We start from the raw sequence: 24709 nt of genomic DNA on the forward strand, positions 1-24709 counted from the left end.
CGTTGTGCTCCCCGGTCCAAAACGCGATCAGATCGGGAAGCGTGATCGCGCTTTAGCCTCCCACTGCGGCCGCGCGGCGCGGCAGCTTCCAGTCGGGCCGGATGAAGTGGCAGGTGTAGCCGTCGGGATAACGTTCGAGATAATCCTGATGCTCCGGCTCGGCTTCCCAGAATTCGCCAGCGGGCGCCACCTCAGTCACCACCTTGCGCGGCCACAGACCTGACGCCTCGACGTCGGCAATCGTGTCCTCGGCGATCCGCTTCTGCTCATCGCTCGTATAGAAGATCGCGGAACGATAGCTCGTGCCCAGATCGTTGCCCTGGCGGTTGAGCGTGGTCGGATCGTGGATCTGGAAGAAGAACTCCAGCATGGTACGGAAACTGGTCTTGTCCGGATCGAAGATGATCTCGATCGCTTCGGCGTGTCCTTCGTGGTTGCGATAGGTGGCGTTCTTTACGTGCCCACCGGTGTAACCGACGCGGGTGGAGATCACGCCCGATTGCTTGCGGATCAGATCCTGCATGCCCCAGAAGCAGCCTCCGGCCAAAACTGCGCGCTCCGTCGTCATCTGTCCGCTCCCAATTGGTTTGCCCGTCGATATCTTCAGCATCATATATAGGCGTTCGGCCGTGCCCCCGGAAGCCGGGCATTCATGGCTGTCCACCCGGTTCCTAGGACCGGATCGACACGTCGAAAGCTCGTTTCAGCCCAGCAGCCTGGCGTCGAGCGTGATCACGGCGTTGAGCCCTTTTGACACCGGACAGTTCTTCTCGGCCTCGCCGGCGATGCGGGCAAAGCCGGCGCCGTCGAGGTTCGGCACTTTTGCGCGCAAAGTCAGCGCGGACTTGCTGATCTTGAAGCCCTTGCCTTCGGGCTCGAGCGTTACCGCTGCTTCCGTGAAGAGTTCGTCCGGCCTGAAGCCTGCCATCTGAAGGCCGAAAGCCAGCGCCATCGTAAAGCAGCCGGCATGAGCCGCCGCGATCAATTCCTCCGGATTGGTGCCCTTCTCGTTCTCAAAACGGGTCTTAAACGAGTAGGGCGTATCGGCGAGGACGCCGGATTCGCTCGAGAGATGGCCGGTGCCATCGCGACCGGTGCCCTTCCATACCGCCTTTGCCTTGCGGATCATGCTGGTTCTCCTTGCTTGTTGTTCGACACCGGCGCCGCATCCGGAGCACGAGAAGAGAGGATGTCGCGCGCTCTCCCCCGATCGTCATTGCGGTGCTGCGATTCCTACACCGGATCGAAAGCCCGGATCGGCGGCAGATTGCCGGTGAACTTCTCGACCTCGACTGTCGTGAGCTGGCCGGTGCAGCCTTGCGCAAAGGACGAGGTGCCGACGTCGCGGGTGAGCACGTTCGGATTGCCGTGCACGCAGAGCGGCGCGTCGTCTTCGGGGTCCATCGGGTCGTACCAGGCGCCGGTCGGCAGCTGGACCACGCCGGGCGCGATATCGTCGGTGACGTGGACCGCGGCGAGACAGGCGCCGCGCGCGTTGTACAGCCGGATGATGTCGCCGTGCTTGATCCCGCGCGCGTCTGCGTCCTGTGGGTTCATGCGCGCGACCTCGCGGCCGCGATGTTTGCTTTGAAGCGAATGGCCGCCGAAATCGAGCTGGCTATGCAGACGCGTCACCGGCTGGTTGGCGACCAGGAAGCACGGCGCCCCCGGCTTCGGGATGTCGGACTTCTCCAACCAGACCGGATGGCCCGGGCAATCCGCATCACCATGACCCGCGATCTTGGCAGAGAATATCTCGATGCGGCCGCTCGCCGTCGGCAAAGCATGATTGACGGGATCGTCGCGGAAGCGGCGCAGCCGGCCGCCGTCGTCGGGCTGCTGCGGCACCACCAGGCTGCCGCGCCGCCAGAACTCTTCGAAGCTCGGCGCCTCCAGGCCGCGCGCTTCGAGCGAGGCGCGGGTCGGCTCATAAAGATGTTCCAGCCACTGACGTGACGTCCGCCCCTCCGTGAAGGGTTCGCGCGCGCCGAGACGGTCGGCGAGATCGGCGAAGATCTCGTAGTCGTCGCGCGCTAGGCCGAACGGCTCGGCGATCCGGTGCATCGCGACCATCAGGGGATCGTTGCTGGAATAGCCGATGTCTTCGCGTTCGAGCGTCATCGTCGAGGGCAGCACGATGTCGGCATGCCGGGCCGTGGCAGTCCACGCGAGCTCGTGCACGACCAGCGTGTCGACTTTCGCAAACGCCTTGCGCAGGCGGTTGATGTCCTGGTGGTGATGGAAGGGATTGCCGCCGGCCCAGTAGACGAGGCGGATATCCGGATAGGTGCGCGTCTCGCCGTTGTAGCGATAGGTGCTGCCGGGATTGAGCAGCATGTCGGCGATGCGCGCCACCGGAATGAAATCGCGGACGGCGTTGCGGCCCTGCCCCAATGTCGGCCCCGGCACGTCGTTGACGCGACGGCCGTAATAGCCGATCGCCCCCAACGAATAAGCGTAGCCGCCGCCGGAGAGGCCGATCTGGCCGAGCGCTGCCGCCAGCACCATGCCCATCCACACCGGCTGCTCGCCATGCTCGGCGCGCTGGAGTGAATGAGAGACGGTGATGAGCGCACGTTTGCCGGCGAGCCGGCGCGCCAGCTTGCGGATTGTGTCGGTGTGGACGCCGCAGATCGCGGCGGCCCATTCGGCGTGCTTGGGTTGGCCATCGCTCTCACCCGTGAGATAGCGCAGGAAGACCGGCCATCCCTCGGTGTAGCGATCGAGGAAAGCCTGGTCATGCAGGTTTTCCGCGACCAGCGTATGAACGATGCCGAGCATCAGCGCGGTGTCGGTGCCGGGCACGCACGTCATCCACTCGGCGCCAGCCTCGACGGGCAGGTCTTCGCGCAGGGGGCTGACAAGGATGAACTCGCAGCCGCGCCGGCGCGCAGCTTCCATCGCGCCGCGCTCGACATGCTTGCTGATCGAGCCGCCGGCGACCATCGAGTTCTTCAGCGCCATGCCGCCGAACGCCAGCACGATGTCGGTATCAGCCGCGATCTGCTCCCATGTGACGTTGCGCTTGGTGATGTCCTCGTAGCCCGCCAGGATTTGCGGCAGCAGCACCGAGGACGCGCCGGAGGAATAGGAATTCACTGAGCGCACATAGCCGCCCAAGGCGATGTTGAGGAAGCGATGCACCTGGCTCTGCGCGTGGTGGAAGCGGCCCGCGCTCGACCAGCCATAGGAGCCGCCGAACACCGCGCCGGGGCCGCGCGTGTCACGGATGCGTGTCAGCTCGTCGCCGAGCAGATCGAGCGCCTTCTCCCAGCTGACGGAAACGAATTCGTCGCGGCCGCGGCGATCGTCCGGACCGGGACCGCGTTCGAGCCAGCCGCGGCGGATCGCCGGCTGGGTGATGCGCGCCTGATGGCGCAGCGCGCCGGGAAAATTGTCGATGATGCGGTTCGGATCGGGGTCGCCCGCATACGCCCTGACCTCGAGCCCGGCCTCGCCTTGACGTGCCGAGAACACGCCCCAATGCGAGGTGTGCGGCTTGAAGCCGTCGGACAGGTCGAGCCCGGGGTCGGGGAAGCCAATCGTATCGTCCATCGTTGCATTCCTTGTTCCGGTCGGCACGGTCCCGGCCGCACCGACGTCATTCGGGTGGCAGTATAGCGATCCGTTCTTCGATGTCGTCGGGTCAGGGCCGGCGAAAATGCCGGGCGCTCGTGCAAGGACAGATTGGCGAACGTTCGCAGGAACGACCGGCGGCGATTTTTCGTCCAATTTGTGCTTTTATTTTCAACGCTTTAGTCGGCTGCATTCAGAGCCGCGCGGTCCGCCTTTCGGTGAGACTTGGCGCGAGATCTCTTTGCGACGACACTGACATTGAAATGTGCGATATCCGGCCCGTCACACACAACATCGGTCCCATCATGATCCAGCGCGTCTTGCCCTACGAAGGTCTGCTCCACGAAGTGGTCGAGCACAATGGCGTGCTTTACATCGGTGGAATCGTCCCCGAGGACACGACCCTCGACATGTCGGGCCAGGCCAACGACGTCCTCGGGCAGTTGGCGCAGTTGCTCAAGACCCTCGGATCCGATCTGAGCAACGTCTTGCAGGTGACCATCTACATGACCAGCCTCCAGGAGAAGGCAGAGTTCAATGCGGCCTGGAAGGCGCACTTTGCAGAGGCTCATCTGCCGGCGCGCGCCGCAATTGGCGTCGCCGATCTCGGTCCCGGCGTCAAACTCGAGATCACGGCCATCGCCGCTCGACAATAGCAGCACGGGATCCGCTGATTGAGAGGCCCGACGATCATCAAGCCTAAATGCGTGACCTGGTGCGGTTGAGGCGAGTCGAATCAGGAGGCGGCCGCCTGGTACAGGCACTCGCGTAGCCAAGCATGAGCTCTGTCCTCCTGATTGCGCGGATGCCACAGCGCAACGATGCGTGCCGGCGGCAAATCCAGCGGCGGCGGCGTGAGATCGAGCTCGTGGGAAAATCGCATAAGAAAGCGTCGCGGCAGGGTGCAGATACAGTCGCTGTGGGCAAGGATGACTGGCGCCAGCGCGTAGGTTTGAATCGAGACGGCGACGCGTCGGGAACGGCCGAGCACAGCCAGCGCGTCGTCGATGAGGCCCGAGAATCCGCCGCCGTCGGCGGAGATCAGCAGATGATCGAGCGCGCAAAAGCGATCCAAATCGAGCGCACCGTTGCCGCGCGGATGCCCTGTGCGCTGCGCGGAGAGGAAGCTGTCCTCGAAAAGCGGGCGCTGCATCAGATCGCCATGTGCCCCGTCAGCCCCCGTCACCAGAATGTCGATCTCGCCTCGTTCAAGCCGATCGACGACGTCGCGCGTTGGATGAACGAATGCCAGCCGCGCCCGTGCGGCCGTGGAGGTCAACCGCGCGACGAAACCGGGCGCCAGCGTCACGGCTGGATTCTCATGGATGGCAACGACAAAGGTCCGCTGGCTGCGGACCGGGTCGAACACGGCCGGCCCCTCGACCATGCGACGGAGCTTGCCGAGCACGTCCGCCAGCTCCGCCTGCAGCTCCACCGCTCTTGTCGTCGGCACCACGCCGCGGCCCGCCGCCGCGGGCACGAACAACGGATCGGCAAAGACCTGTCGCAGCCGGTTCAACCGAGCCGATAGCGCCGGCTGACCGATGTTCAGGCGCGACGCCGCGCGTGTGACGTTCCGCTCGCGCAGCAGAGCCTCCAGGGCGAGCAATAGGCCAAGGTCGATCTCGGCGAGATCGGTGTCGTCGGCTGGCCGACCTGAACCGCGTTCCGCATCCGGCATCGGTCTTCCTCCGCTCAAGGCACTTGATCGCGGCCGGACGAGCCGCAGCGAGAGAAGTAAAGCGAAAGTGGCGGTCTGAAAAGCGGGGGCTGACAGCCTTTCGATATCGACGGGGTCGATGGGACCTATCGAGCCCACCGCCCTCCCGGCGGCGTAGTGCGCTTCGTACTTCACGGTCACCGCGGCGCCGGCAATCAGGCCGGCCCAGCCACGACCTGGAGTGGAGGACCTTGATGACGCAAGCGACCAAAACCTATCGCGTTGGCGATGCAGCCGTCACGCGGATCGATGAGTTGCGGCTTGCCGCGTTCAAGTTCGACGCCCTCTATCCTGACGCCGAGCCGGATGCGCTGGAGCGCCATCGCGACCGGCTGGAGGCGGGCTCGTTCGATCCTGCGACCGGCACCTTCATTCAAAGCATCCACAGCTGGCTGGTCAAAACCCCGCACCACACGATCCTGATCGACACGGCGACCGGCAACGACAAGAATCGGCCCGACATCCCGCCGCTCCATCGTCTGAACGAGCCCTTCCTGGCGCGACTGGCGGCGGCGGGCGTCACTCCGGAACAGGTGGACTACGTTCTGCTCACGCATGTCCATGCTGACCACGTCGGCTGGAACACGCGACTCGTCGACAATCGCTGGATTCCGACGTTCCCGAATGCGACCTACGTCTTCTCCGGGATCGAGCAGGCCTATGGCGAGAGCCTCGCGGCGGGCACGGCGCCGGCCGGAGCAGCCCGCCCGGACCCGGCCCTCGGCCCGGCGGCGCGCAAGCCGGCCGATCGCGTCTATGACGACAGTGTGCGGCCGGTCATCGAGGCAGGGCTTGCCCAGCTCATCTCCGTGAATGGTGAGGAGGTCCTCGACGGCATCTCTTTCATCCCGACTCCCGGCCACAGCATCGATCACGCGTCGATCCGTCTCGTATCGCGCGGCGAGCAGGCGCTTTTTGCCGGCGACGTGATGCACCATCCGTTGCAGGTGTATGAGCCCTCGCTCAATTCCTGCTTCTGCGAATTCCCTGAGGCAGCCTTGCGCTCGCGCGCCGCCGTCCTCGAGGACGCAGCCGAGCGTGGCGCAACCGTCTTCACTACCCATTTCGCACAATCGTCCGTCGGACGCATCGACCGCCGCGGCGATCGCTTCGCCTGGCACTTCCTCTGATCAAGGAGACCTATCATGGACCAGCACACTTACGCGCGGACAGACAGGTCCGACATCGTGGTCGAGGATCTCATGATCCCGAGCGACACGGCCGGCATTTCGCTTCGCTTGCGCAACAAGCGACAAGCGGCGCTCAAGACGTTCTCCGCCGAGCGAACCATCCTGATGATGCACGGCGCGACCTATTCGTCGGAAAGCCTGTTCGATGCGCCGCTCGGCGGCACCTCCTTCATGGATTATCTGGCGGGGCATGGCTACGACGTCTTTGCACTCGACGTGCGCGGCTATGGCGGATCGACGCGTCCGACCGAAATGGACGCGCCGCCGGAGGACTCTGAGCCGCTCGTGCGCACCGAAATCGGCGTGCGCGATCTCGCCAGCGCAGTTCAATACATTTTGAAACAGCGCGACATCACGCGGCTCAATCTGGTCGCCATGTCCTGGGGCGGCTCTGTGGCCGGTGCCTACACGGCAGGCAATAACGACAAGATCGTAAAGCTCGCGCTGGTCGCGCCACTGTGGTTGCTGAAGGGCCCGGCTCCGATCGATGCGGGCGGCCGGCTCGGGGCCTATCGCAACGTCCCTGTTCTGGACTTCAGGGAGCGCTGGCTTTCGGCAGCACCGGAAGCAGCGCGATCAAGTCTCATCCCGGAAGGTGGGTTCGAACTCTGGGCGGAGATCTCGCTCGCAACAGACCCGCAGGCCGGCGCAGGAGCTCCTCCGCTCATGCGTGCCGTGAACGGCCCGATCCTGGACATCCGCGAATACTGGGCCGCCGGCAAGGCCCTTTACGATGCCAGCGCCATTCGCGTTCCCGTGCTCCTGGTCCACGCCGAATGGGACCGCGACGTGCCCATCAGCTCGACACAGGACTTCTTCCTCTCGCTGAAACACGCGCAATATCGGCGATGGGTCGAGATCGGCGAAGGCACGCACATGGTTCTGCTGGAGAAGAACCGGTTGCAGGCGTTCGATGCGATCAGCCAGTTTCTCTCGGAACAGTATGAGCATGACTAGCGCGATCCTCGCGCCGATCCCACCGCGAAATCACCGGGGCTTCGCCTGAGCGCTCCTCGCGCTGCCGGTTCCCGAATGGTCCGATCCTTGAGGACGATCGCATGCGCCGTCTACTGTTCCGGAACCGTTCGACCGATGGGTGCCTCCTGCTTCTTGACGCATGCTCGGCAGACAAACAATGACCTGCATGGAGCGAAACTATCAAAGTTTAATGCGCTCCGTCGTTCCCATCGGTCAGATTGGGGACGGGTTCTGAGTTGTTAGGCGACCAATGCAGGCAGGATTTGCGTTCTCCAAGCTCGCCGACCGGTTGGCGAGCCTCACTCCCGTAACGGCCGACGATCTCCACCTGCTCGCGGACATGGCAAGCACAATCGCGCATCTGAGTTCGCGTCAGGCCGTTTTGCGGCACGGCGACGATGCCACCCAGTGCTGCTTGCTGCTCCAGGGATATCTGTCCTGGCAGGATGCGGAGAGCATGGACGGACAGATCACGTCGCTCCATGTTCCCGGTGACATAGCCGATCTACACACGCTGTATCGGCCTCGCGTTGACGGCAACCTGATTGCACTTGGCCCCGCCATCGTCGCTCTCGTGCCACACCGCTTCTTTCATGATTTGTCCGCGCGTTCGCCCGCTATGTCTCGTGCATTGCTGCTGATGCTGCTGACCAGCCATGCCATTCAGCGCAACTGGACAGTGAACCTGGGTAGCCGCGATGCACTGACGCGTGTGGCGCATCTGCTGTGCGAGATCACCACTCGGCTGCAAGTCGTCGGCTTGGCGAGAGATTTCAGGCTGCCGTCACCCTTCACCCAATCGGACCTTGCTGCAGCGTGCAGCATCTCCCCAGTTCATGCCAACCGCACAATTCAGGAACTGCGGCGATGCAACCTGCTGCAATGGCAGGGTAAGACGGTAACGATCACCGACTGGCCCGGACTCGTGCGGCTCGCAAGATTCGATCCGACTTATTTGGGGATTCCGTCCAGCCGCGACGATGCGTCGTCACCGCGTCTCAGGCCACTCGCGGCGGACCTTGCGCTCGCTTGAGTTCGTTTCGGACGACACGTTGGGAACTTGTGGAGCGTGCAATCAGGGCCTCCCGCGCCTCTCCAAGGACATCATCCCAATTGCCTGGTGTCCTCTGATGAAACAGCTGCAGGCTTGGATACCAAAGGGAATGGGATTCGGATGACGGCCAGCGCCAGTCGCAATCCGCATGCAACAAGACCCACGCATCACATCCGAGTGCTCCCGCGAGATGCGCCACCATGGTGTCGACGCAAATGAGCAGATCGAGCTGCTGGAGGAGATGACCGAGAACCGTAATGTCAGGCGTACTGACGTCTCCCGCGCCGATCTCGGCCAATTCGCGGGTTCGGGCTCCGCGTTGCAGCGAGCAGAGCGTCACGCCGGGAACGGCAAGATGCCCCAACAAGGACGGCGGAATGGTCCTTCGCTTGTCCCAGTTGCCGACTTCCCAAACCAGGCCGACGGCAAGACCTGGTGGCAGGGGTAGCGCGACCGCCGGCGGCAGCGATACGTAAGGTGCGCGCATCTCGACGTGCTCTCGCCTCGCCCTTATGGCATGCGGCACCTCCATGATCTCGATATCGACCTCGAAGTCGACGTCAGGTGCACCATCATGGAGCGCAAAGGCCCGATCGACGCCAGCCGCTCGCTCGACCAGCGGCAGAAGCTCGCCCTGGCACCAGACCGTGACGCGACGCGCGAGGTCACGAAGCGGCCGCATGAAGCGCAGGAACTGGATGGTGTCGCCGAGCCCATGGTAGCAGCGCACCAGTACATCCTTGCCCCTCAGTTCCTCACCACGCCAGATCCGCTGCAGATGACGCGGCCCGGTGTGCTTGGGTGGAGACGCAAGCATTGCCAGATCGCGATCATTGATCGCCCAGGCGCGTTCGAAGTCGCCTGCCCGCATCGCCTCGGTCCAGCTGCCCGACACCCGCGGTGATCCGATCAACGCCGCACGAATTTGTGAAAGCGGCTCGGCTTACCGTCTTTGGTCTGGTCCTGGTGGAGGAAGGCAATGCCGGCCTCGTCGAACTTGGCGAAGAATTCGTCCCAACTGATCCGGTCGAGACCTTCGTCGGGCGGATCGAAATCGATGCGCAGGATCCCGGCGTGTCCGTCCTCCTCCGTAGCCTTGACCGTCGCGGGCTTTCCGCCGCGCTCCTCCGCCCATTTCCGGATCACGTCATGGCTGGTGGTCTGCTGGGCTTCGCTGGTTTGTGATTTGGATGACATGTGACACCTCGATTGCTGACGAAGAGCGAGCGATGGATCGGCCCTCGCGTCAGACTGTTTCGCCGTGAACGCCGGAGGCGAGGATTTGTTCTTTCGTAGGCCGGACTCTCTCAAAGCATCATCTTCTTCATCTTCATCATGGAAGCTTTTCGTTCCCGCCAAACTGCCCGGGATTCTATCCCAGGTTAAGTGCGCGCAATTTTTTCGGCCGGAATCTGTCGTGAGACCGACATAGTGCCGTGAGCTCAGGAACGAACATACGTTCCCCACGTTCGCCGACGTACTTACGTCAACACTGCAAGTCTTCAACACCTGCAAGTCTTCAACACTGCATGCCTTAACGCTGCACGTCTTCCGGAGGGCCCAGATCAATGCATTCTCGTCTTCAGGACAGGCGGCGCGTGCGCGTCGGCATCGTCGGTGTCGGCAATTGTGCGAGCTCCTTCGTTCAGGGGCTCTCCTACTACCGCGACGCCAAATCGAATGAGCCGGTGCCTGGGCTGATGAACGCCGATCTCGGCGGCTACCACATCAGCGACATTCAGGTCGCGTCGGCCTTCGACGTCCATGCCGGCAAGGTCGGACGCGACGTGGCCGAGGCGATCTTTGCAGCGCCGAACAACACGCACCGCTTCTCCGACGTCGCGCCCACCGGCGTCATGGTCCAGCGCGGCCCGGTCATGGACGGTGTCGGCCAATATCTCAAGGACGACGTTCCGATTGCGGATGTTCCCGAAGCCGACGTCTCCGAAGTGCTCGCGACGTCGCGCACGGACGTGCTTGTGTCCTATCTTCCCGTCGGTTCGCAGCGCGCGAGCGAGTTTTACGCCGCGCGCGCGATCGAGGCCGGCTGCGGCTATGTCAATTGCATCCCGGTCTTCATTGCCTCGAATCCCGACTGGCGGCGGCGTTTCGAGGATGCAGGCCTGCCGATCGTCGGTGACGACATCAAGAGCCAGGTCGGCGCCACCATTCTGCACCGTGTGCTCGCCAATCTCTTCCGCGAACGCGGCGTGCGGCTGGACAGAACCTACCAGCTCAATGTCGGCGGCAACACCGATTTCAAGAACATGCTCGAGCGCGAGCGGCTGACGTCAAAGAAGATCTCCAAAACCCAGGCCGTGACCAGCCAGTTCGACGTGCCCATGGATGCCGATAATATCCATGTCGGCCCGAGCGACCATGTGCCGTGGCTGACCGACCGCAAGCTGGCCTTTATCCGCCTGGAGGGTACCACGTTCGGCGGCGTTCCCTTGAGCGCGGAAGTCAAGCTCGAGGTCTGGGACTCCCCGAACTCGGCGGGCGTCGTGATCGACGCGGTGCGCTGCGCCAAGCTCGCCATGGACCGCGGGCAGGCCGGCGCGCTGACGGGCCCCTCGAGCTATTTCATGAAGTCGCCGCCGCAGCAGTTCACGGACGAGGAAGCCGGACGGCGAACGCGCGCGTTCATCGACGACAAGGCGTATATCTGATGGCGAAGATCATTCATCTGATCCGCCATGGGCATCATGCCCTGCTCGGCCGCACGCTCTGTGGCCGGATGAAGGGCGTCGAACTCGATGATCGCGGCTGCGAAGAAATCGCGCGATGCGCCGATACCTTCGCGCCGCCGCCGAGTACGATTCAGTCGAGCCCGCAGCGGCGCTGCATGCAGTCGGCCTGCATCCTGGCGGCGCGCTTCGGCTTGCCGGTCGAGATCGTGCCGGCACTCGACGAGCTCGACTACGGCGAATGGACCGGACTGTCGTTCGAGGCGCTCGCCCGGGACCCCCGATGGTCGCGCTGGAACGAACAACGCGGAACGAACCGTCCGCCGGGCGGCGAAAGCATGCGCTCACTCCAGAAGCGCGTCGTCGCCCATCTGGAGCAGCTGCGCAATGATCATGGCAGCGGCACCGTCGTCGTCGCCGTCAGCCATGCCGAACCGATCCGCGCGGCGCTGCTGCACTATTCCCGGAAAGAGCTCGACGACTTCCTCTCGATCGAGATCGACCCCGGCAGCGTCAGCACCCTCAGCGTGGACAATCGCGGACTCAAGATCACCGGGATTAATCAGCGGGTGCCAGCGTGAAGATCGTCATTTTCGGCCTGACAATTTCCTCGTCTTGGGGCAACGGTCACGCCACCTTGTGGCGAGGGCTTTGCAAGCATCTCGCGCGAGCCGGCCACAGCGTCGTCTTTTTCGAGCGCGACGTGCCCTATTACGCCGGCGCGCGGGATTTGCACGAATTGCCCGGCGGCCAATTGCGACTGTTCTCGAACTGGGACGATGTGCTTCCTGCGGCGCGCAGCGATATTCGTGATGCCGACGTCGCGATCGTGACCTCCTATTGTCCCGACGCGATCGCTGCGACGGAGCTTGTCCTGGCCGAGGGTCGTGCGGTGCCCGTGTTCTACGACCTCGACACGCCGGTCACGCTGGCGAAGCTCATGGCCGGCGAGGCCGTTCCCTATATCGGGCCACGTGGTTTGCGGGATTTCGCCCTGGTCCTGAGCTTCACCGGCGGTCCACGCATTTGCAACGAATTTCGCGACAGGCTCGGCGCCGCCAATGTTCGCCCACTCTACGGCCATGTCGATACGGACACCCATCGACCGGTGCCGTCGCAGCCACATTACCGTGCGGATCTGTCCTATCTCGGCACTTATTCTCAGGATCGCCAGCGCGCGCTCGAGGCTCTGTTCGTCGAACCCGCACGCAGCAGGCAGGATCGGCGCTTCCTGATCGGGGGTGCACAATACCCGGAAGATTTTCCCTGGTCGCCAAACATCTACTTCGTGCAGCACTTGCCGCCGTCGGAGCACGCGTCGTTCTTTGCGTCGTCTCGGTTGACACTCAACGTCACGCGCCGGGCCATGGCGGAGATGGGCTGGTGCCCCTCCGGCCGCCTGTTCGAAGCCGCTGCCTGTAAGGCCCCCCTGCTCAGCGACGACTGGCCGGGACTGGATGAATTCTTTGTACCCGGCCAGGAGATCCTGATCGCACGCGATGCGAAGGACACGCTGGCTGCGTTGACGATCGCCGACGCCGAGCTTCAGCACATTGCCGAACGCGCATATGAACGGACCATGGATCAGCACACATCCGACAAGCGCTCAGCCGAACTGATTTCGCTGCTCGAGCAGACGGCATCCCTCGGCGCGCGCCGACAGCAACCCGAGGAGGCCTGATCATGTGGGGCATCGTTCCGGCCGCGGGCCGCGGCAGCCGCATCCAGCCGCTCGCCTTCTCCAAGGAATTGCTTCCGGTCGGAAGCCAACGGGACGACGGCATCGACCGTCCGTGCGCCGTCTCCGAATATCTGCTGGAACGGCTGATCCTTGGAGGCGCCGACAAGATCTGCTTCGTGATCTCCCCCGGCAAATCGGACATTCTCGAATATTTCGGCGATCATTATGGCAGCGCCCAGCTCGCCTATGTCGTGCAGCCCGATGCGCCGGGGCTCTGCGATGCCGTGTTCAGGGCGGGCACGGTGGTTGGCCACGACGAAGACATTCTGGTCGGACTTCCGGATACCGTCTGGTTCCCAAAGACGGCCCTGCAGGCGTTGCCGGCCGCTGACCTGTCGTTTCTGCTGTTTCCGGTCGAACACCCCGAGTTCTTCGATGCCGTCGTGCTCGACGGCGATCGCGTCACGGAGATTCAGGTCAAGCAGCCGGATGCGGCGTCGAAATGGATATGGGGCGCCTTCAAGATGTCCGGCAACGGATTTCGCGAGCTCCAGTCGCTGTGGACGAAGCGCGACCGCCGCGATGAATATTTCGGGACGCTCGTCAACGCCTACATCGCGGCCGGCGGCCAAGGTCTCGGCGTCAAGGCCGGCGAATCCTATGTCGACGTCGGCACCATCGACGGCTACCGGACGGCAATGGCGTTGCTCGCGGAGAGCTCCCCTGGGAACGGACGCTCTCGACTGCTGGCCGGCGGTTCGCCGGATGCAGCCCGCCCGGCCCACATAATGAACAATGGAGTGACCGCATGAGCAGAGGCGCCCTCTCCCGCGAGGAAATCCGCCAGCGCGTCGATGCGCTCGGACCATGGTTTCACAATCTGGATCTGAACGGCGTGCCGACAGCGCCTTCACACTTTCTCGGCGACTATCCCAACGTGAAATGGCGCCGCTTCTCCGGAATCATCCCGGACCGTCTCGAAGGCAAGACCGTGCTCGATATCGGGTGCAATGCCGGCTTCTACGCCATGGAGATGAAGCGGCGCGGCGCCGAGCGCGTCCTCGGCCTGGACACCGACGACGAATATCTCGCACAAGCCCGTTTCGCGGCCGAGGTGAACGGGCTCAGGATCGAATTCCGCAAGATGTCAGCCTACGACGTCGGACAGCTGCGCGAAAAGTTCGATCTCGTGATCTTCATGGGGGTGCTCTATCACCTGCGGCACCCTCTGCTGGCACTCGACCTGATCCATGAGCACGTGGCCGGCGATCTCCTGCTGTTCCAGTCGATGCAGCGCGGCGACAGCCGCGTGGATCCCCTCGACAAGAACTACGACTTCTGGACCACCGATCAGTTCGATTCTCCGGGCTATCCAAAGCTGCACTTCATCGAGAACAAATATGCCGACGACCCCACCAATTGGTGGGTGCCGAACCGCGCCTGCGCCGAAGCCATGCTGCGCAGCGCCGGCTTTGCCATCGCAGCGCATCCGGAAGAGGAAGTCTATCTCTGCAAGCGGGTGACAAGGCCGCAGGCGGAAGGTCCGGTTTATCCGTCGCGGGAGACCGGCCGATGATCGAAGCCGCCAAGATCTGGAACGAGCCCAATAACAAGTCACACTGGGACATCCTGATCGATCCGGACTGGACCATGTTCGCGAGCCTGGCGCTCGCTGCCGGAAAGGCGATCCGCAGCGCGCATCCCACACTCCCGCGCGTGCTCGGCGGCATGTCGCCAATCGATCCGTCCTTCCTGCGCAACATGCAGGCGCGCGGCGTGCTCGATCATGTCGATGCCGTCGCCGTGCACGGCTTTCCGCTCGACTGGAACTTGTGGCAGATCGCGGAATGGCCGGCCAAGATCGACGAGATCAAGGCGGTCACCTCGCTGCCGGTCTGGGTCACTGAGGTGGGAGTCTCGTCCTTCGGTGCCGAGGAGGTGCAGGCCTGGGGACTGACGCGGACCGCCGAGCTCTTGATTGGCCGGGCGCCGCGAATTCACTGGTACAGCCTCTACGATCTTCCTTCGAGCTGGGAGGCGACCACGCGGCACAAGGAGGCTGAAGGCTCTTCCTACTACCGGCATTTTCACATGGGCCTGCTACGCGAGGACGGAACGCCGAAAGCCTCGGCGGACCTGTTCGCCCAGTATGCACCTGCGATGGGGCTGTGCCAGTGGTTTCACTTCGAGGACCACCGCCTCGACGACGCCGTGCGCTGGATGCGCCGGCTCGGCGTGCAGCATCTCAGGACCGGCCTGTCCTGGGCCGACAGCCTCCGTCCCAATGCGCTCGCCTGGTTCGATCGGCAGATGGACGCGCTGGCCGAGTTTCAGGTCACCGTGACCTTCTGCTTCACCCCGGAACATCGGGGTATCGAGCCTCATCACACCAGCCCGCCGCTCGACGTCAACGAGTTCGCGGACTTCTGCGCCCAGATGGTCGAACGCTATTGCGCGAAAACCGGGCTCGCGCCGTCCGCAGCGTCTTCGCGCCCGGCCATCTCGGAGCCGACATGCGTGCCGTGATCCTGGTGATGGACTCCGTCGGGATCGGCGCCGCGCCCGATGCCGTCAATTACGGCGACGAGGGTGCCGATACCGTCGGCCACATTGCTGAGATGTGCATGGCCGGCAATGCCGACGGACCACGTCGGGAGGGGCCGCTTCGGCTACCTAGTCTGGTTGCGCTCGGTCTTGGCCAGGCTTGCCGTCTCGCCACCGGGCGCGTACCGCCGGGGCTCGATGGCCGTCCTGAGCAGGCGCGATTTGGCTGCGCGAGCGAGATCTCCAAAGGCAAGGACACGCCATCCGGTCATTGGGAGATCGCCGGCGTGCCGGTGCCGTTCGACTGGGGCTATTTTCCAAGAACCAAGCCGTGCTTCCCGCGCGATTTGATGGAGAGCCTGTGCGAACAGGCTCGATTGCCCGGCATCCTCGGGAACTGTCACGCCTCCGGCACCGAGATCATCGCCGAATTCGGCGAGCGTCACATCAGAACGGGCGAACCGATCTGCTATACGTCGGCCGACAGCGTGTTTCAGGTCGCAGCGCACGAGGAGACGTTCGGGCTCGAACGCCTCTATGAGGTCTGCCGCGTTGCCCGCCGACTGGTCGATCCCCTCAACATCGGCCGCGTCATCGCACGGCCGTTCGTCGGCACGTCGGCCGGTGATTTCAAGCGTACACCGCATAGGAAGGACTTTTCCGTTCCGCCGCCGGAACGGACGATCCTCGATCTTGCCGAAAGCGCAGGCCGTGACATCGTTACGATCGGCAAGATCGACGACATCTTCGCCCATCGCGGGACTGGGAGGAACCTGCGCGGCGATGGCAACCATGCGCTGTTCGATGCCACGCTCGATGGGCTGGCCTCTCTCGCCGAGGGCGGGATGTTGTTCGCCAACTTCATCGATTTCGACACGCTGTACGGCCATCGCCGAGATGTGGCGGGCTATGCAGCGGCGCTCGAAGCCTTCGATGCCCGCGTTCCGGATCTGCTGAACCGCCTGCGTGAGGATGATTTCCTGATCATCACGGCCGATCACGGTTGCGACCCGACCTGGAGCGGCACCGATCACACGCGGGAGCAGGTGCCGATTTTGGCGTGGAGCACGTCAACTTCTCCGATTGGCAAGCGCGCCGGATTTGCGGACATCGGCGCGACGGTCGCCAGGCATCTCGAACTGCAGGCGCCGGTTCATGGCGCGCGTTTCTAGCTCGGTGCACCGGCTGATTCACCTGGGTTATTGATCCAGGTTAGAGAAATATTCGTTTGTAGGTTTCGCAGGAACGAACATTCCTTGCATCGCTTCTACTTCCAAATGTGACTGGCGCGCCGGTCGTCCGACCAGAACAGCAGCGCGCTTTCATTCTCATCACGGATTGATCCCGCAGGATCGGTCTCACGGCGGCACGGAGCGGTGAATGACGCGAGTATTGATCACTGGAGGGGCGGGATTCATCGGATCGCATGCAGCCGACGCGCTGCTGGCGGCCGGCTATGAAGTCCGCCTGCTCGACAATCTCTCGCCGCAGGTCCACGGAGGCAACCGCCAGCGCCCCGCCTATCTTGCCAAAGACGCGGAGCTCGTCGTCGGTGACGTCACCGACGCTCTCGCGGTCGATCATGCGTTGCGCGGCACCGACATGGTCCTGCATCTCGCATCAGCAGTCGGCGTCGGCCAGAGCATGTACGACATCGAACCCTATGTCAGGACCAACGAGCTCGGCACCGCCGTGCTGCTGCAGACACTGTCCAAGCGCCCGGTCGCGCGGCTCGTGGTGGCCTCGTCCATGAGCATTTACGGCGAGGGTCTCTACCGGAGCGCCGATCAGAGCGTGGTCGCCTGCGAGGAGCGGGCAGTCGAGCAGCTTCGCCGCGGCGATTGGGAGCTGCGCGATGCAGCCGGCAACCCGCTCGATCCCGTCCCGACGCCGGAGACAAAGCAGCCTTCGCTGAGCTCGATCTATGCGCTCAACAAATATGCGCAGGAGCGCATGTGCCTGATCACGGGCAAGGCTTATGGCATTCCGACGGTGGCGCTACGCTTCTTCAACGCGTTCGGGCCACGTCAGGCCCTGTCCAATCCGTATACCGGCGTGCTGGCCATCTTTGCCGCCCGGCTGCTCAACGGCCGCCCTCCCCTCGTCTTCGAGGACGGCCGGCAGCGCCGCGACTTCGTCCATGTGCATGACGTCGCCCGCGCCTGCCGGATGGCACTGGAGGCGGAGCACGCGCAGGACGTCTTCAACGTCGGTTCCGGCCAGAGTCGCACCATTCTATCGGTCGCGGAGGATCTGGCCGAAGTCATGGGGCGCCGCGACATTGCGCCCGAGCTGACGCGGAAGTATCGCGCCGGGGATATCCGGCACTGCTTCGCCGACATGGGAAAATCCCGCGACGTGCTCGGCTTCGAGCCTCGCGTCGCATTCAGGGATGGGCTCGAAGAGCTGGCGGAATATCTCGCCGACCAGATCGCTGACGATCAGGCGGAGCGAGCCACCAGGGAGCTGCAGCAACGAGGATTGGTCGCGTGATGAGTGAACGAGACAACAGACCCGTCCTGATCACCGGCGGCTGCGGGTTTATCGGCTGCAACCTCGCCGACCGCCTGGCGGAGCGCGGCGAGCCGGTGCTGATCCTGGATAACCTCGCCCGCGCCGGCGTGCGGGAGAATGCGCAGTGGCTGAAGTCCCGGCATGGCGACCGGGTCACAATCACCGTGGCCGACATTCGCGAGCCGATCCCGGTGATCGACGCGGTACGCGAAGCCCGCGCCGTGCTGCATTTGGCCGCCCAGGTCGCCGTCACCGACAGCGTGAGCGATCCGGCCGCCGATTTCGAGATCAACGCGCGGGGCACACTGAACGTGCTCGAAGCTGTGCGCCTCCACAACAACGCCGCGCCGATCGTGTTCGCCTCGACCAACAAGGTCTACGGACGCCTGATCGATGATGGCGACATCGCGCTCACCGGCCGCCGCTACACGCCGACAAGCGGCCTGCTCGCCGCCGGCATCTCGGAAAATGCGCCGCTCGACTTCTACAGCCCCTATGGATGCTCCAAGGGAACGGCGGACCAATACGTTCACGACTACGCGCGGGTCTACGGCCTGCAGACCGTGGTGATGCGCATGAGCTGTATCTATGGCCCCCGTCAATTCGGCACGGAGGATCAGGGCTGGATCGCGCATTTCCTGCTGAGCGCCATCCGCAGCAAGGAGCTGACGATCTATGGCGATGGCCATCAGGTCCGCGATGCGCTTCACGTCTCCGACGCGGCCTCGGCCTGGCTCGCCGTGCTCGACGGAATCGCACTCGCCCGTGGACGCGTCTTCAACCTTGGTGGCGGTCCGGCCAACGCGATCAGTCTGCTGGAATTGATCGACCGCATCACCGATCTGACCGGCCGCAAGGTGGCCTATCGCTTTGCCGATTGGAGGCCCGGTGATCAGCCCTGGTACGTGACCGACACGCGCGCCCTCTCCAGCGCGCTCGGCTGGGCGCCTCAGGTTTCGTTCGCAGACGGCCTCCGATCCCTTCACACCTGGCTGGACGGCCGCTTCGGATCGTCACAGGACAACCGCGAGGCGCTGGCATGACGCGTGTTGCCCTCATCAACCCCAATTGGGATTTTGGCGGCAGCATCTATTTTGGCTGCCGATCCCCTCACCTTCCGCTCGAACTCGGGATCTCCGAGCATTACCTGAAGGCGGCCGGGCACAAGACACTGCTGCTCGACGCCCACATGTTCGATCTTTCCCTCGCCGAGATCGAAGCCGAGCTGCGCGCGTTCGGCCCCGACCAGATCGTCATCACGACGGCGCCGACCTATCTGTTCTGGCGCTGTGCTCCTCCCGAGCTCCGCGTTCCGCAGGAGCTCGCGATGGCGGTGCGCGACTTGGCTCCGATCCTCGTCGCGGTGGGCCCCCACGGCTCGACCGTGCCAAAAGCGGCGATTCGAAAGCTCGGCACCGACATCGTCGTGATGGGCGAGTGCGAGGCGTCCTTACTGCGTCTTGCCAATGGCGAGCGGGACTTTCCGGGTCTGTGCTTTGCCGACGGCGCATCGCTCCGTGTCAATGGCGGCCCGCAGGCCGTCGCGTTCAAGGATCAGCCGCCGCTGGACTGGCCGGAGGAGATGATCCGGCGGCATCACCATCACCACCACCGCTTCGAAGCCGAGCCGCAGGCGCCAGGCGCCGAGGTCGAATCATCCAGGGGATGTCCGTACAACTGCACCTTCTGCGCCAAGGAGAACTTCCGCAACGCCTACCGCAAGCGGCCTGCCTCCATCGTTCTCGAAGAGATCGACGGCCTGCGTCATCAGGGCATCGAATATGTCTATTTCATCGACGAGATTTTCCTTCCCAACGCGGAACTGCTGGAAGGGATGACCACACGCGGGCTGAAGTTCGGAGTGCAGACCCGCATCGACCTCTGGAAGCCGGACATGCTGGCTCTGCTCGGCCGCGCCGGCTGCGTCTCGATTGAAGCCGGCATCGAGAGCCTCACGGTCGAGGGCCGCGCCGCGCTCGCCAAGAACTGCAAGATGACGACCGACCAGCTTGCCGAACGGCTGGTCGAAGCGCGCCGTCACGTTCCTTTCGTGCAGGCCAATTTGATCGAAGTCCCCGAGGACGATGACCCCGTCGTGCAGCGCTGGCGCCGCACCATGCAGGATGCCGGCATCTGGGCCAACGATCCGGTCCCGCTGTATCCCTATCCGGGCTCGCCGGATTATCGAAAGCTGTGGGGCGAGCCCGACGACTTCGCGTGGGAACGCGCGCACCGGCACTATCTCGCGATGTTCGACCAGTTCAGCGACGTGCAGAACGATCGCCCGGTCCCGCTAGAGACTCTCGAACTGCAGGTGGCATCATGAGCCGCAGTTCGCAGCTCAGGATCCTGATGACGACCGATACCGTCGGAGGTGTCTGGACCTACTCGTCATCTCTAGCTTCGTCCCTTGCTGCGAAGGGCGCCGACGTCACCCTGGTGACGATGGGTCCGCGCGCGCGCGCCGGCCACCTTGCGATGCTCCGTGGCTCGCGGGTCCGCCTGATCGAAACGGACCTTGCACTCGAGTGGCAGGATCCGGAAGGACAAGATCTGTCCCAGGCCAGGCGCGTCCTTGCGAAGCTCGAAGCCGGAATCAGGCCTGACCTCGTTCACCTCAATAGTTTTCGCGAGGCGAACTTCGCCTGGCGCGCTCCAGTGGTGGTCGTCGCGCACTCCTGCGTCAACTCCTGGGGGCTCGCCTGCCGCGATACGAGCTGGCTCGGCGAACCGAAATGGCGCGGCTACACCGAACGGGTGACAGCCGCACTCGACACGGCACAGGCCTGGGTTTGTCCCAGCCAGTCCTTCCACGATGACATTGCGGAAATCTATCAGCCTCGCTCACGCGGCGTCGTGATCTGGAATGGAATTGGCCCTCAGGATCCCGCGGGACGGAAGCAAGACATGATCTTTGCGGCGGGCCGGCTTTGGGACCGCGCCAAGAACATCGAGGTCCTGGCGGCTGCAGCGTCTGGGCTGGACTGGCCCGTTCAGGTCGCCGGGCCGGCGGATGAGTGCCCTTCGGCTTCCGTCACCTGGCTCGGGCAGTTGTCTCACGAAGCCATGCGCGCGCACTTGCAGCACGCCGCCATCTTCGCCAGCCCCGCGCTCTATGAGCCGTTCGGCCTCTCCGTCCTGGAAGCCGCGGCGGCGGGATGTGCTCTCATCCTGTCCGACATTCCCACTTTCAAGGAATTATGGAGCGGGGCCGCGCTGTTCGTCGATCCCACCGACAGCAAGGCGCTGCATCGAGCACTCGCAGATCTGTGCACCGACGATCGCGAGCGGGTGCGGCTGCAACGTGCCGCCTTTGAGCATTCCCTGACCTACTCGTTGACCCGGACCACGAGCGCCTATCTCAGCCTCTACCGGGAGCTGCTTGCCGTCCATCACGCGCCCGCCCCCATGGAGGTCCGCGCATGAAATGCGCTCTGTTCTATCACGCGTTCACGTCCTGCTGGAACAACGGCAATGCCCATTTCCTGCGCGGTTATGCCCGCGAACTTCACGCGCTCGGTCACGAGGTCGTCGTGTTCGAGCCGATCGACGGTTGGAGCCGATTGAATGCGATCCGCGAGGGTGGCAGTCAGACGATGGAGGATATTCCAGCGCTGTTTCCCGGCATCGGCATCCGCCGTTACGACGCCTCCCTTGATCTCGGTGAAGCCTTGCACGGCGCCGATCTCGTCGTCGTCCACGAATGGAATTCACCTGATCTGATCGCGGACATCGGATCGAAACGGGCTCACGGCGCTCCCTTCACGCTGCTGTTCCACGATACCCATCATCGCGCCGTCAGCGCACCGGACGAACTTGCGCAGTTCGACCTCGACGGCTTCGACGGTGTGCTCGCCTTCGGCGAGGTCCTTCGTCAAATCTATCTGAAGCTCGGCTGGGCCGACCGGGCCTTCACCTGGCACGAGGCGGCCGACATCGCCCTGTACCATCCGCTGCCGCATGTCGAGCGCACCGACGATGTCGTCTGGATCGGCAATTGGGGCGACGGCGAACGCAGCGCCGAGCTCAACGAATTTCTGGTCGAACCCGTGGCCGAGCTGAAGCTGGGCGCGGGCGTCTATGGCGTCCGCTATTCGGACGCAGCCCTCGCGACCATTCAGGCGGCAGGCATTCGGTATGGCGGCTGGCTGCCCGCGCACTGGGCTCCCATTGCTTTCGCCGGCGCACGCGCGACTGTCCACGTTCCCCGCGGCCCCTATGTCCGCCTGCTTCCGGGCATTCCGACCATTCGTGTCTTCGAGGCGATGGCGTGCGGCATTCCACTGGTCTCGGCCCCCTGGTCGGATGCGGAAGGCCTGTTCCCGGAAGGTGCCTATCTCAGCGCCTCCGACGGCACCGAAATGAAACGGGCGCTTCGTGCACTGCTCGATGACCGGGAGTTGTGGTCCGCCACGGTGGAGACCGGACTCCGGACCATCAAGGAGCGTCACACCTGCCGTCACCGGGCGGAGCAGCTTGTCGGCATCGTGCAGGACCTCCGGGCCTCAGGCCACGCCACCCAGCCCCTGCGATATATCGGAGCCTCCGCATGAAGATCTGCTTCTTCGGATCCAGCCTCGTCTCATCCTACTGGAACGGTGCCGCCACCTATTACCGCGGCATGCTGAAGGAGATTGCGGCCCTCGGCCACGACGTCACATTCTTCGAGCCCGATGCCTTCGAGCGCCAGGCCCATCGCGACATCGACGATCCCGATTGGGCGAAGGTGGTGGTCTACGCCGCAACGCCTGACGGCTGGCGAAGCTCGCTTGAGGAAGCCGCCCGCTCGGCCGACATGCTGGTCAAGGCCAGCGGCGTCGGCGTCTTCGATCAGGAGCTGGAGAACGCGGTCGCCGACGTCCCGTCGAATGCAATGCGCATCTACTGGGACGTCGACGCCCCCGCGACGCTGGAGTCGGTGGCGGACAATCCAGACCATCATCTGCGCCATGCGATCCGGTCTTATGACATGGTTTTGACTTATGGCGGCGGCGATGCCGTCGTATCCGCTTATCGCGGTATCGGCGCGCGAGACTGCGTGCCGATCTACAATGCGCTCGACCCCGCCACGCACTTTCCGGCGCCGCCCAATGCGCGCTTCACGTGCGATCTGAGCTTGCTGGCAAACCGCCTCCCTGATCGCGAGCAGCGCGTCGAGCGGTTCTTCATTGATGTCGCACGCCGATTGCCGGACAAGACATTCGTGCTCGGTGGATCGGGGTGGGACTCCAAAGACACGCCAACTAATCTGCATAAGGTCGGGCATGTCGGAACCGGCGATCACAACGCGTTCTTCGGCTCCGGTCTGGCCACGCTGAACGTCAATCGCGACAGCATGGCGCGCTACGGTTTCTCGCCGCCGACACGCGTGTTCGAAGCCATCGGTGCCGGAGCCTGCCTGATCACCGACCAGTGGGACGGCATCGATCATTTTCTCGAGCCAGATCGCGAGGTGCTGGTGGCCGCGAGCGGGGCGGAGGTCGCAGAGCATCTTTCCGCACTGCGCCCCGACCGGGCTCAGGCGATCGCAAGGCGCGCTCGTGCGCGCATTCTGAGCCATCACACCTACCGGCAGCGCGCGCGCCAGTTCAACGATCTCTTTGCCGCAAGCAGTTCGCGAATCGAGGCAGCAGAATGAACCTCAATATCGTCGTCGTCGGTCTTTCGGTCACTTCGTCCTGGGGCAATGGTCATGCCACGACCTATCGTGCCCTGATCGAAGCCCTGGCACGACGAGGTCACCACGTAACATTTCTCGAACGCGACGTCCCCTGGTATCGCGAGCATCGTGATCTTGCCAAGCCTTCCGGTTGGACCGTCGAGCTTTATCAATCCTTGAAGGACATCCCGCAGCGCTTCGGCAAGATGATCCGGGATGCCGATCTGGTGGTCATCGGCTCCTACGTGCCCGACGGCATCGCGATCTCCGAATGGATCACGACCCACGCCCGCGGGATTACCGCCTTCTACGACATCGACACGCCGGTCACGCTTGCGAAGCTCGAGCAGGGCCTGGACTATCTTTCCGCGGCGATGATCCCGCGCTTCGACCTCTATTTGTCCTTTGCCGGCGGCCCGGTGCCCGGCATGATCGAGGAGAACTATGGTAGTCCGCTGGCTCGGGTGCTGTATTGCAGTGCCGACACCGACATCTACGCACCGCAACGCGCGGAGAAGAAGTGGGCACTGGGCTATCTCGGAACCTACAGCGAGGACCGGCAGCCGGTTCTGGAGCAGTTGCTGCTCGCCCCCGCTCGCACTCTGTCACGCGAGCAATTCGTCGTCGCCGGCGCGCAATATCCCGATGAGGTGGTCTGGCCCGCCAATGTCGCCCGGATCGAGCACCTTACACCCAAACATCATCCGGAGTTTTACGCAGGGCAACGCTTTACGCTAAACGCCACCCGTGCCGACATGCGCGCACTCGGCTTCTCGCCCAGCGTTCGGCTGTTCGAAGCGGCCGCGTGCGGCACGCCCGTGATCTCGGACCGGTGGCCTGGAATCGAGACCGTCTTCGAGCCTTCCCGGGAAATCCTGCTCGCATCGGACCCCCGCGACGTCGTGGAGATCCTGCGCGACATGCCCGAGGAGCAAAGGCGCACGATCGCGGAGAACGCACGGCGCCGCGTTCTGGCCGACCACACCTCCGACCATCGCGCCCGGCAAGTGGAGACCTACTACGCCGAGGCATCGGTCCGTCGCCGCCGGAAAACCCCGCAACTTCCCGCCTCGCGTCCCATGCAGGTCGCTCAAATCTGAAAGGCA

Annotated in this window: 24 protein-coding genes; 18 read left to right on the forward strand and 6 right to left on the reverse strand. The window is 63.9% G+C overall.

What is annotated here, in order from left to right:
* Positions 1 to 52 precede the first annotated feature (52 nt).
* The 3 genes from msrA to BRA1417_RS0132890 form a co-directional block, all read right to left on the reverse strand.
* A complete protein-coding gene (msrA, locus tag BRA1417_RS0132880) occupies positions 53 to 568 on the reverse strand; it encodes a peptide-methionine (S)-S-oxide reductase MsrA (protein WP_027519418.1) in 516 nt (171 codons plus the stop codon).
* 135 nt (positions 569 to 703) lie between these two features.
* Positions 704 to 1129: an OsmC family protein gene (locus BRA1417_RS0132885; protein ID WP_027519419.1), complete on the reverse strand. Its 426-nt coding sequence runs from the start codon at positions 1127 to 1129 to the stop codon at positions 704 to 706.
* A 104-nt stretch (positions 1130 to 1233) separates the two neighbouring features.
* Positions 1234 to 3555 (reverse strand): molybdopterin guanine dinucleotide-containing S/N-oxide reductase, encoded by a 2322-nt coding sequence (locus BRA1417_RS0132890; RefSeq protein ID WP_027519420.1) that lies wholly within the window; start codon positions 3553 to 3555, stop codon positions 1234 to 1236.
* 284 nt (positions 3556 to 3839) lie between these two features.
* Here BRA1417_RS0132890 and BRA1417_RS0132895 point away from each other — a divergent pair, with 284 nt between their 5' ends.
* On the forward strand, positions 3840 to 4232 hold the full coding sequence (locus tag BRA1417_RS0132895) for a RidA family protein (RefSeq protein ID WP_035968961.1): 393 nt from the start codon (positions 3840 to 3842) through the stop codon (positions 4230 to 4232).
* 80 nt (positions 4233 to 4312) lie between these two features.
* Here the strand turns inward: BRA1417_RS0132895 and BRA1417_RS0132900 are convergent, their stop codons facing one another.
* Positions 4313 to 5257, reverse strand: a complete 945-nt coding sequence (locus tag BRA1417_RS0132900; RefSeq protein ID WP_035968963.1) for a LysR family transcriptional regulator — start codon at positions 5255 to 5257, stop codon at positions 4313 to 4315.
* A gap of 233 nt (positions 5258 to 5490) precedes the next feature.
* On the opposite strand from BRA1417_RS0132900, the gene BRA1417_RS0132905 reads away from it, so the two are divergent.
* The 3 genes from BRA1417_RS0132905 to BRA1417_RS0132915 all read left to right on the forward strand — a co-directional run bounded on the left by BRA1417_RS0132905 (position 5491) and on the right by BRA1417_RS0132915 (position 8497).
* Entirely contained in the window at positions 5491 to 6426 is a 936-nt protein-coding gene (locus tag BRA1417_RS0132905) for an MBL fold metallo-hydrolase (RefSeq protein ID WP_027519423.1), read from the forward strand.
* A gap of 15 nt (positions 6427 to 6441) precedes the next feature.
* Positions 6442 to 7443: an alpha/beta hydrolase gene (locus tag BRA1417_RS0132910; protein WP_027519424.1), complete on the forward strand. Its 1002-nt coding sequence runs from the start codon at positions 6442 to 6444 to the stop codon at positions 7441 to 7443.
* Between the two features lie 271 nt (positions 7444 to 7714).
* A complete protein-coding gene (locus BRA1417_RS0132915) occupies positions 7715 to 8497 on the forward strand; it encodes a Crp/Fnr family transcriptional regulator (RefSeq protein WP_027519425.1) in 783 nt (260 codons plus the stop codon).
* Here the strand turns inward: BRA1417_RS0132915 and BRA1417_RS43240 are convergent.
* Together BRA1417_RS43240 and BRA1417_RS0132930 are read right to left on the reverse strand one after the other, a co-directional pair.
* Positions 8463 to 9413, reverse strand: a complete 951-nt coding sequence (locus tag BRA1417_RS43240) for a hypothetical protein (RefSeq protein WP_245286305.1) — start codon at positions 9411 to 9413, stop codon at positions 8463 to 8465. The genes BRA1417_RS0132915 and BRA1417_RS43240 overlap by 35 nt on opposite strands.
* A 14-nt stretch (positions 9414 to 9427) precedes the next feature.
* A complete protein-coding gene (locus BRA1417_RS0132930; RefSeq protein ID WP_018460363.1) occupies positions 9428 to 9715 on the reverse strand; it encodes a hypothetical protein in 288 nt (95 codons plus the stop codon).
* Positions 9716 to 10086: 371 nt separating this feature from the next.
* On the opposite strand from BRA1417_RS0132930, the gene BRA1417_RS0132935 reads away from it, so the two are divergent.
* The 14 genes from BRA1417_RS0132935 to BRA1417_RS0133000 all read left to right on the forward strand — a co-directional run bounded on the left by BRA1417_RS0132935 (position 10087) and on the right by BRA1417_RS0133000 (position 24703).
* On the forward strand, positions 10087 to 11187 hold the full coding sequence (locus BRA1417_RS0132935) for an inositol-3-phosphate synthase (RefSeq protein WP_027519428.1): 1101 nt from the start codon (positions 10087 to 10089) through the stop codon (positions 11185 to 11187).
* Positions 11187 to 11786 (forward strand): histidine phosphatase family protein, encoded by a 600-nt coding sequence (locus BRA1417_RS0132940; protein ID WP_027519429.1) that lies wholly within the window; start codon positions 11187 to 11189, stop codon positions 11784 to 11786. Before BRA1417_RS0132935 ends, BRA1417_RS0132940 begins: the two co-directional genes overlap by 1 nt.
* Positions 11783 to 12886, forward strand: a complete 1104-nt coding sequence (locus BRA1417_RS0132945) for a glycosyltransferase (protein WP_027519430.1) — start codon at positions 11783 to 11785, stop codon at positions 12884 to 12886. Before BRA1417_RS0132940 ends, BRA1417_RS0132945 begins: the two co-directional genes overlap by 4 nt.
* Before the next feature lie 2 nt (positions 12887 to 12888).
* Entirely contained in the window at positions 12889 to 13698 is an 810-nt protein-coding gene (locus BRA1417_RS0132950; RefSeq protein WP_027519431.1) for a sugar phosphate nucleotidyltransferase, read from the forward strand.
* Positions 13695 to 14462: a TIGR04290 family methyltransferase gene (locus BRA1417_RS0132955; RefSeq protein ID WP_027519432.1), complete on the forward strand. Its 768-nt coding sequence runs from the start codon at positions 13695 to 13697 to the stop codon at positions 14460 to 14462. Before BRA1417_RS0132950 ends, BRA1417_RS0132955 begins: the two co-directional genes overlap by 4 nt.
* Positions 14459 to 15412: a beta-xylosidase gene (locus BRA1417_RS0132960; protein WP_027519433.1), complete on the forward strand. Its 954-nt coding sequence runs from the start codon at positions 14459 to 14461 to the stop codon at positions 15410 to 15412. The genes BRA1417_RS0132955 and BRA1417_RS0132960 overlap by 4 nt, the downstream gene beginning before the upstream one ends.
* Complete coding sequence (locus tag BRA1417_RS0132965; protein WP_027519434.1) at positions 15400 to 16602, forward strand: phosphopentomutase; 1203 nt, start codon at positions 15400 to 15402, stop codon at positions 16600 to 16602. Before BRA1417_RS0132960 ends, BRA1417_RS0132965 begins: the two co-directional genes overlap by 13 nt.
* Before the next feature lie 208 nt (positions 16603 to 16810).
* The gene (locus BRA1417_RS0132970; RefSeq protein ID WP_027519435.1) at positions 16811 to 17923 is read left to right on the forward strand and encodes an NAD-dependent epimerase/dehydratase family protein; all 1113 of its coding nucleotides are present in this window, start codon (positions 16811 to 16813) and stop codon (positions 17921 to 17923) included.
* Positions 17923 to 18987, forward strand: a complete 1065-nt coding sequence (locus BRA1417_RS0132975; RefSeq protein WP_027519436.1) for a GDP-mannose 4,6-dehydratase — start codon at positions 17923 to 17925, stop codon at positions 18985 to 18987. Before BRA1417_RS0132970 ends, BRA1417_RS0132975 begins: the two co-directional genes overlap by 1 nt.
* Positions 18984 to 20270, forward strand: a complete 1287-nt coding sequence (locus BRA1417_RS0132980; RefSeq protein ID WP_027519437.1) for a TIGR04295 family B12-binding domain-containing radical SAM protein — start codon at positions 18984 to 18986, stop codon at positions 20268 to 20270. Before BRA1417_RS0132975 ends, BRA1417_RS0132980 begins: the two co-directional genes overlap by 4 nt.
* Positions 20267 to 21370, forward strand: a complete 1104-nt coding sequence (locus BRA1417_RS0132985) for a glycosyltransferase family 4 protein (RefSeq protein WP_027519438.1) — start codon at positions 20267 to 20269, stop codon at positions 21368 to 21370. Before BRA1417_RS0132980 ends, BRA1417_RS0132985 begins: the two co-directional genes overlap by 4 nt.
* Positions 21367 to 22497: a glycosyltransferase gene (locus BRA1417_RS0132990; RefSeq protein WP_027519439.1), complete on the forward strand. Its 1131-nt coding sequence runs from the start codon at positions 21367 to 21369 to the stop codon at positions 22495 to 22497. The genes BRA1417_RS0132985 and BRA1417_RS0132990 overlap by 4 nt, the downstream gene beginning before the upstream one ends.
* On the forward strand, positions 22494 to 23582 hold the full coding sequence (locus BRA1417_RS0132995; protein WP_027519440.1) for a glycosyltransferase: 1089 nt from the start codon (positions 22494 to 22496) through the stop codon (positions 23580 to 23582). Before BRA1417_RS0132990 ends, BRA1417_RS0132995 begins: the two co-directional genes overlap by 4 nt.
* Complete coding sequence (locus tag BRA1417_RS0133000) at positions 23579 to 24703, forward strand: glycosyltransferase (protein WP_027519441.1); 1125 nt, start codon at positions 23579 to 23581, stop codon at positions 24701 to 24703. The genes BRA1417_RS0132995 and BRA1417_RS0133000 overlap by 4 nt, the downstream gene beginning before the upstream one ends.
* Positions 24704 to 24709: the final 6 nt, after the last annotated feature.

The sequence above is a fragment of the Bradyrhizobium sp. WSM1417 genome (assembly GCF_000515415.1).
GTDB lineage: Bacteria > Pseudomonadota > Alphaproteobacteria > Rhizobiales > Xanthobacteraceae > Bradyrhizobium.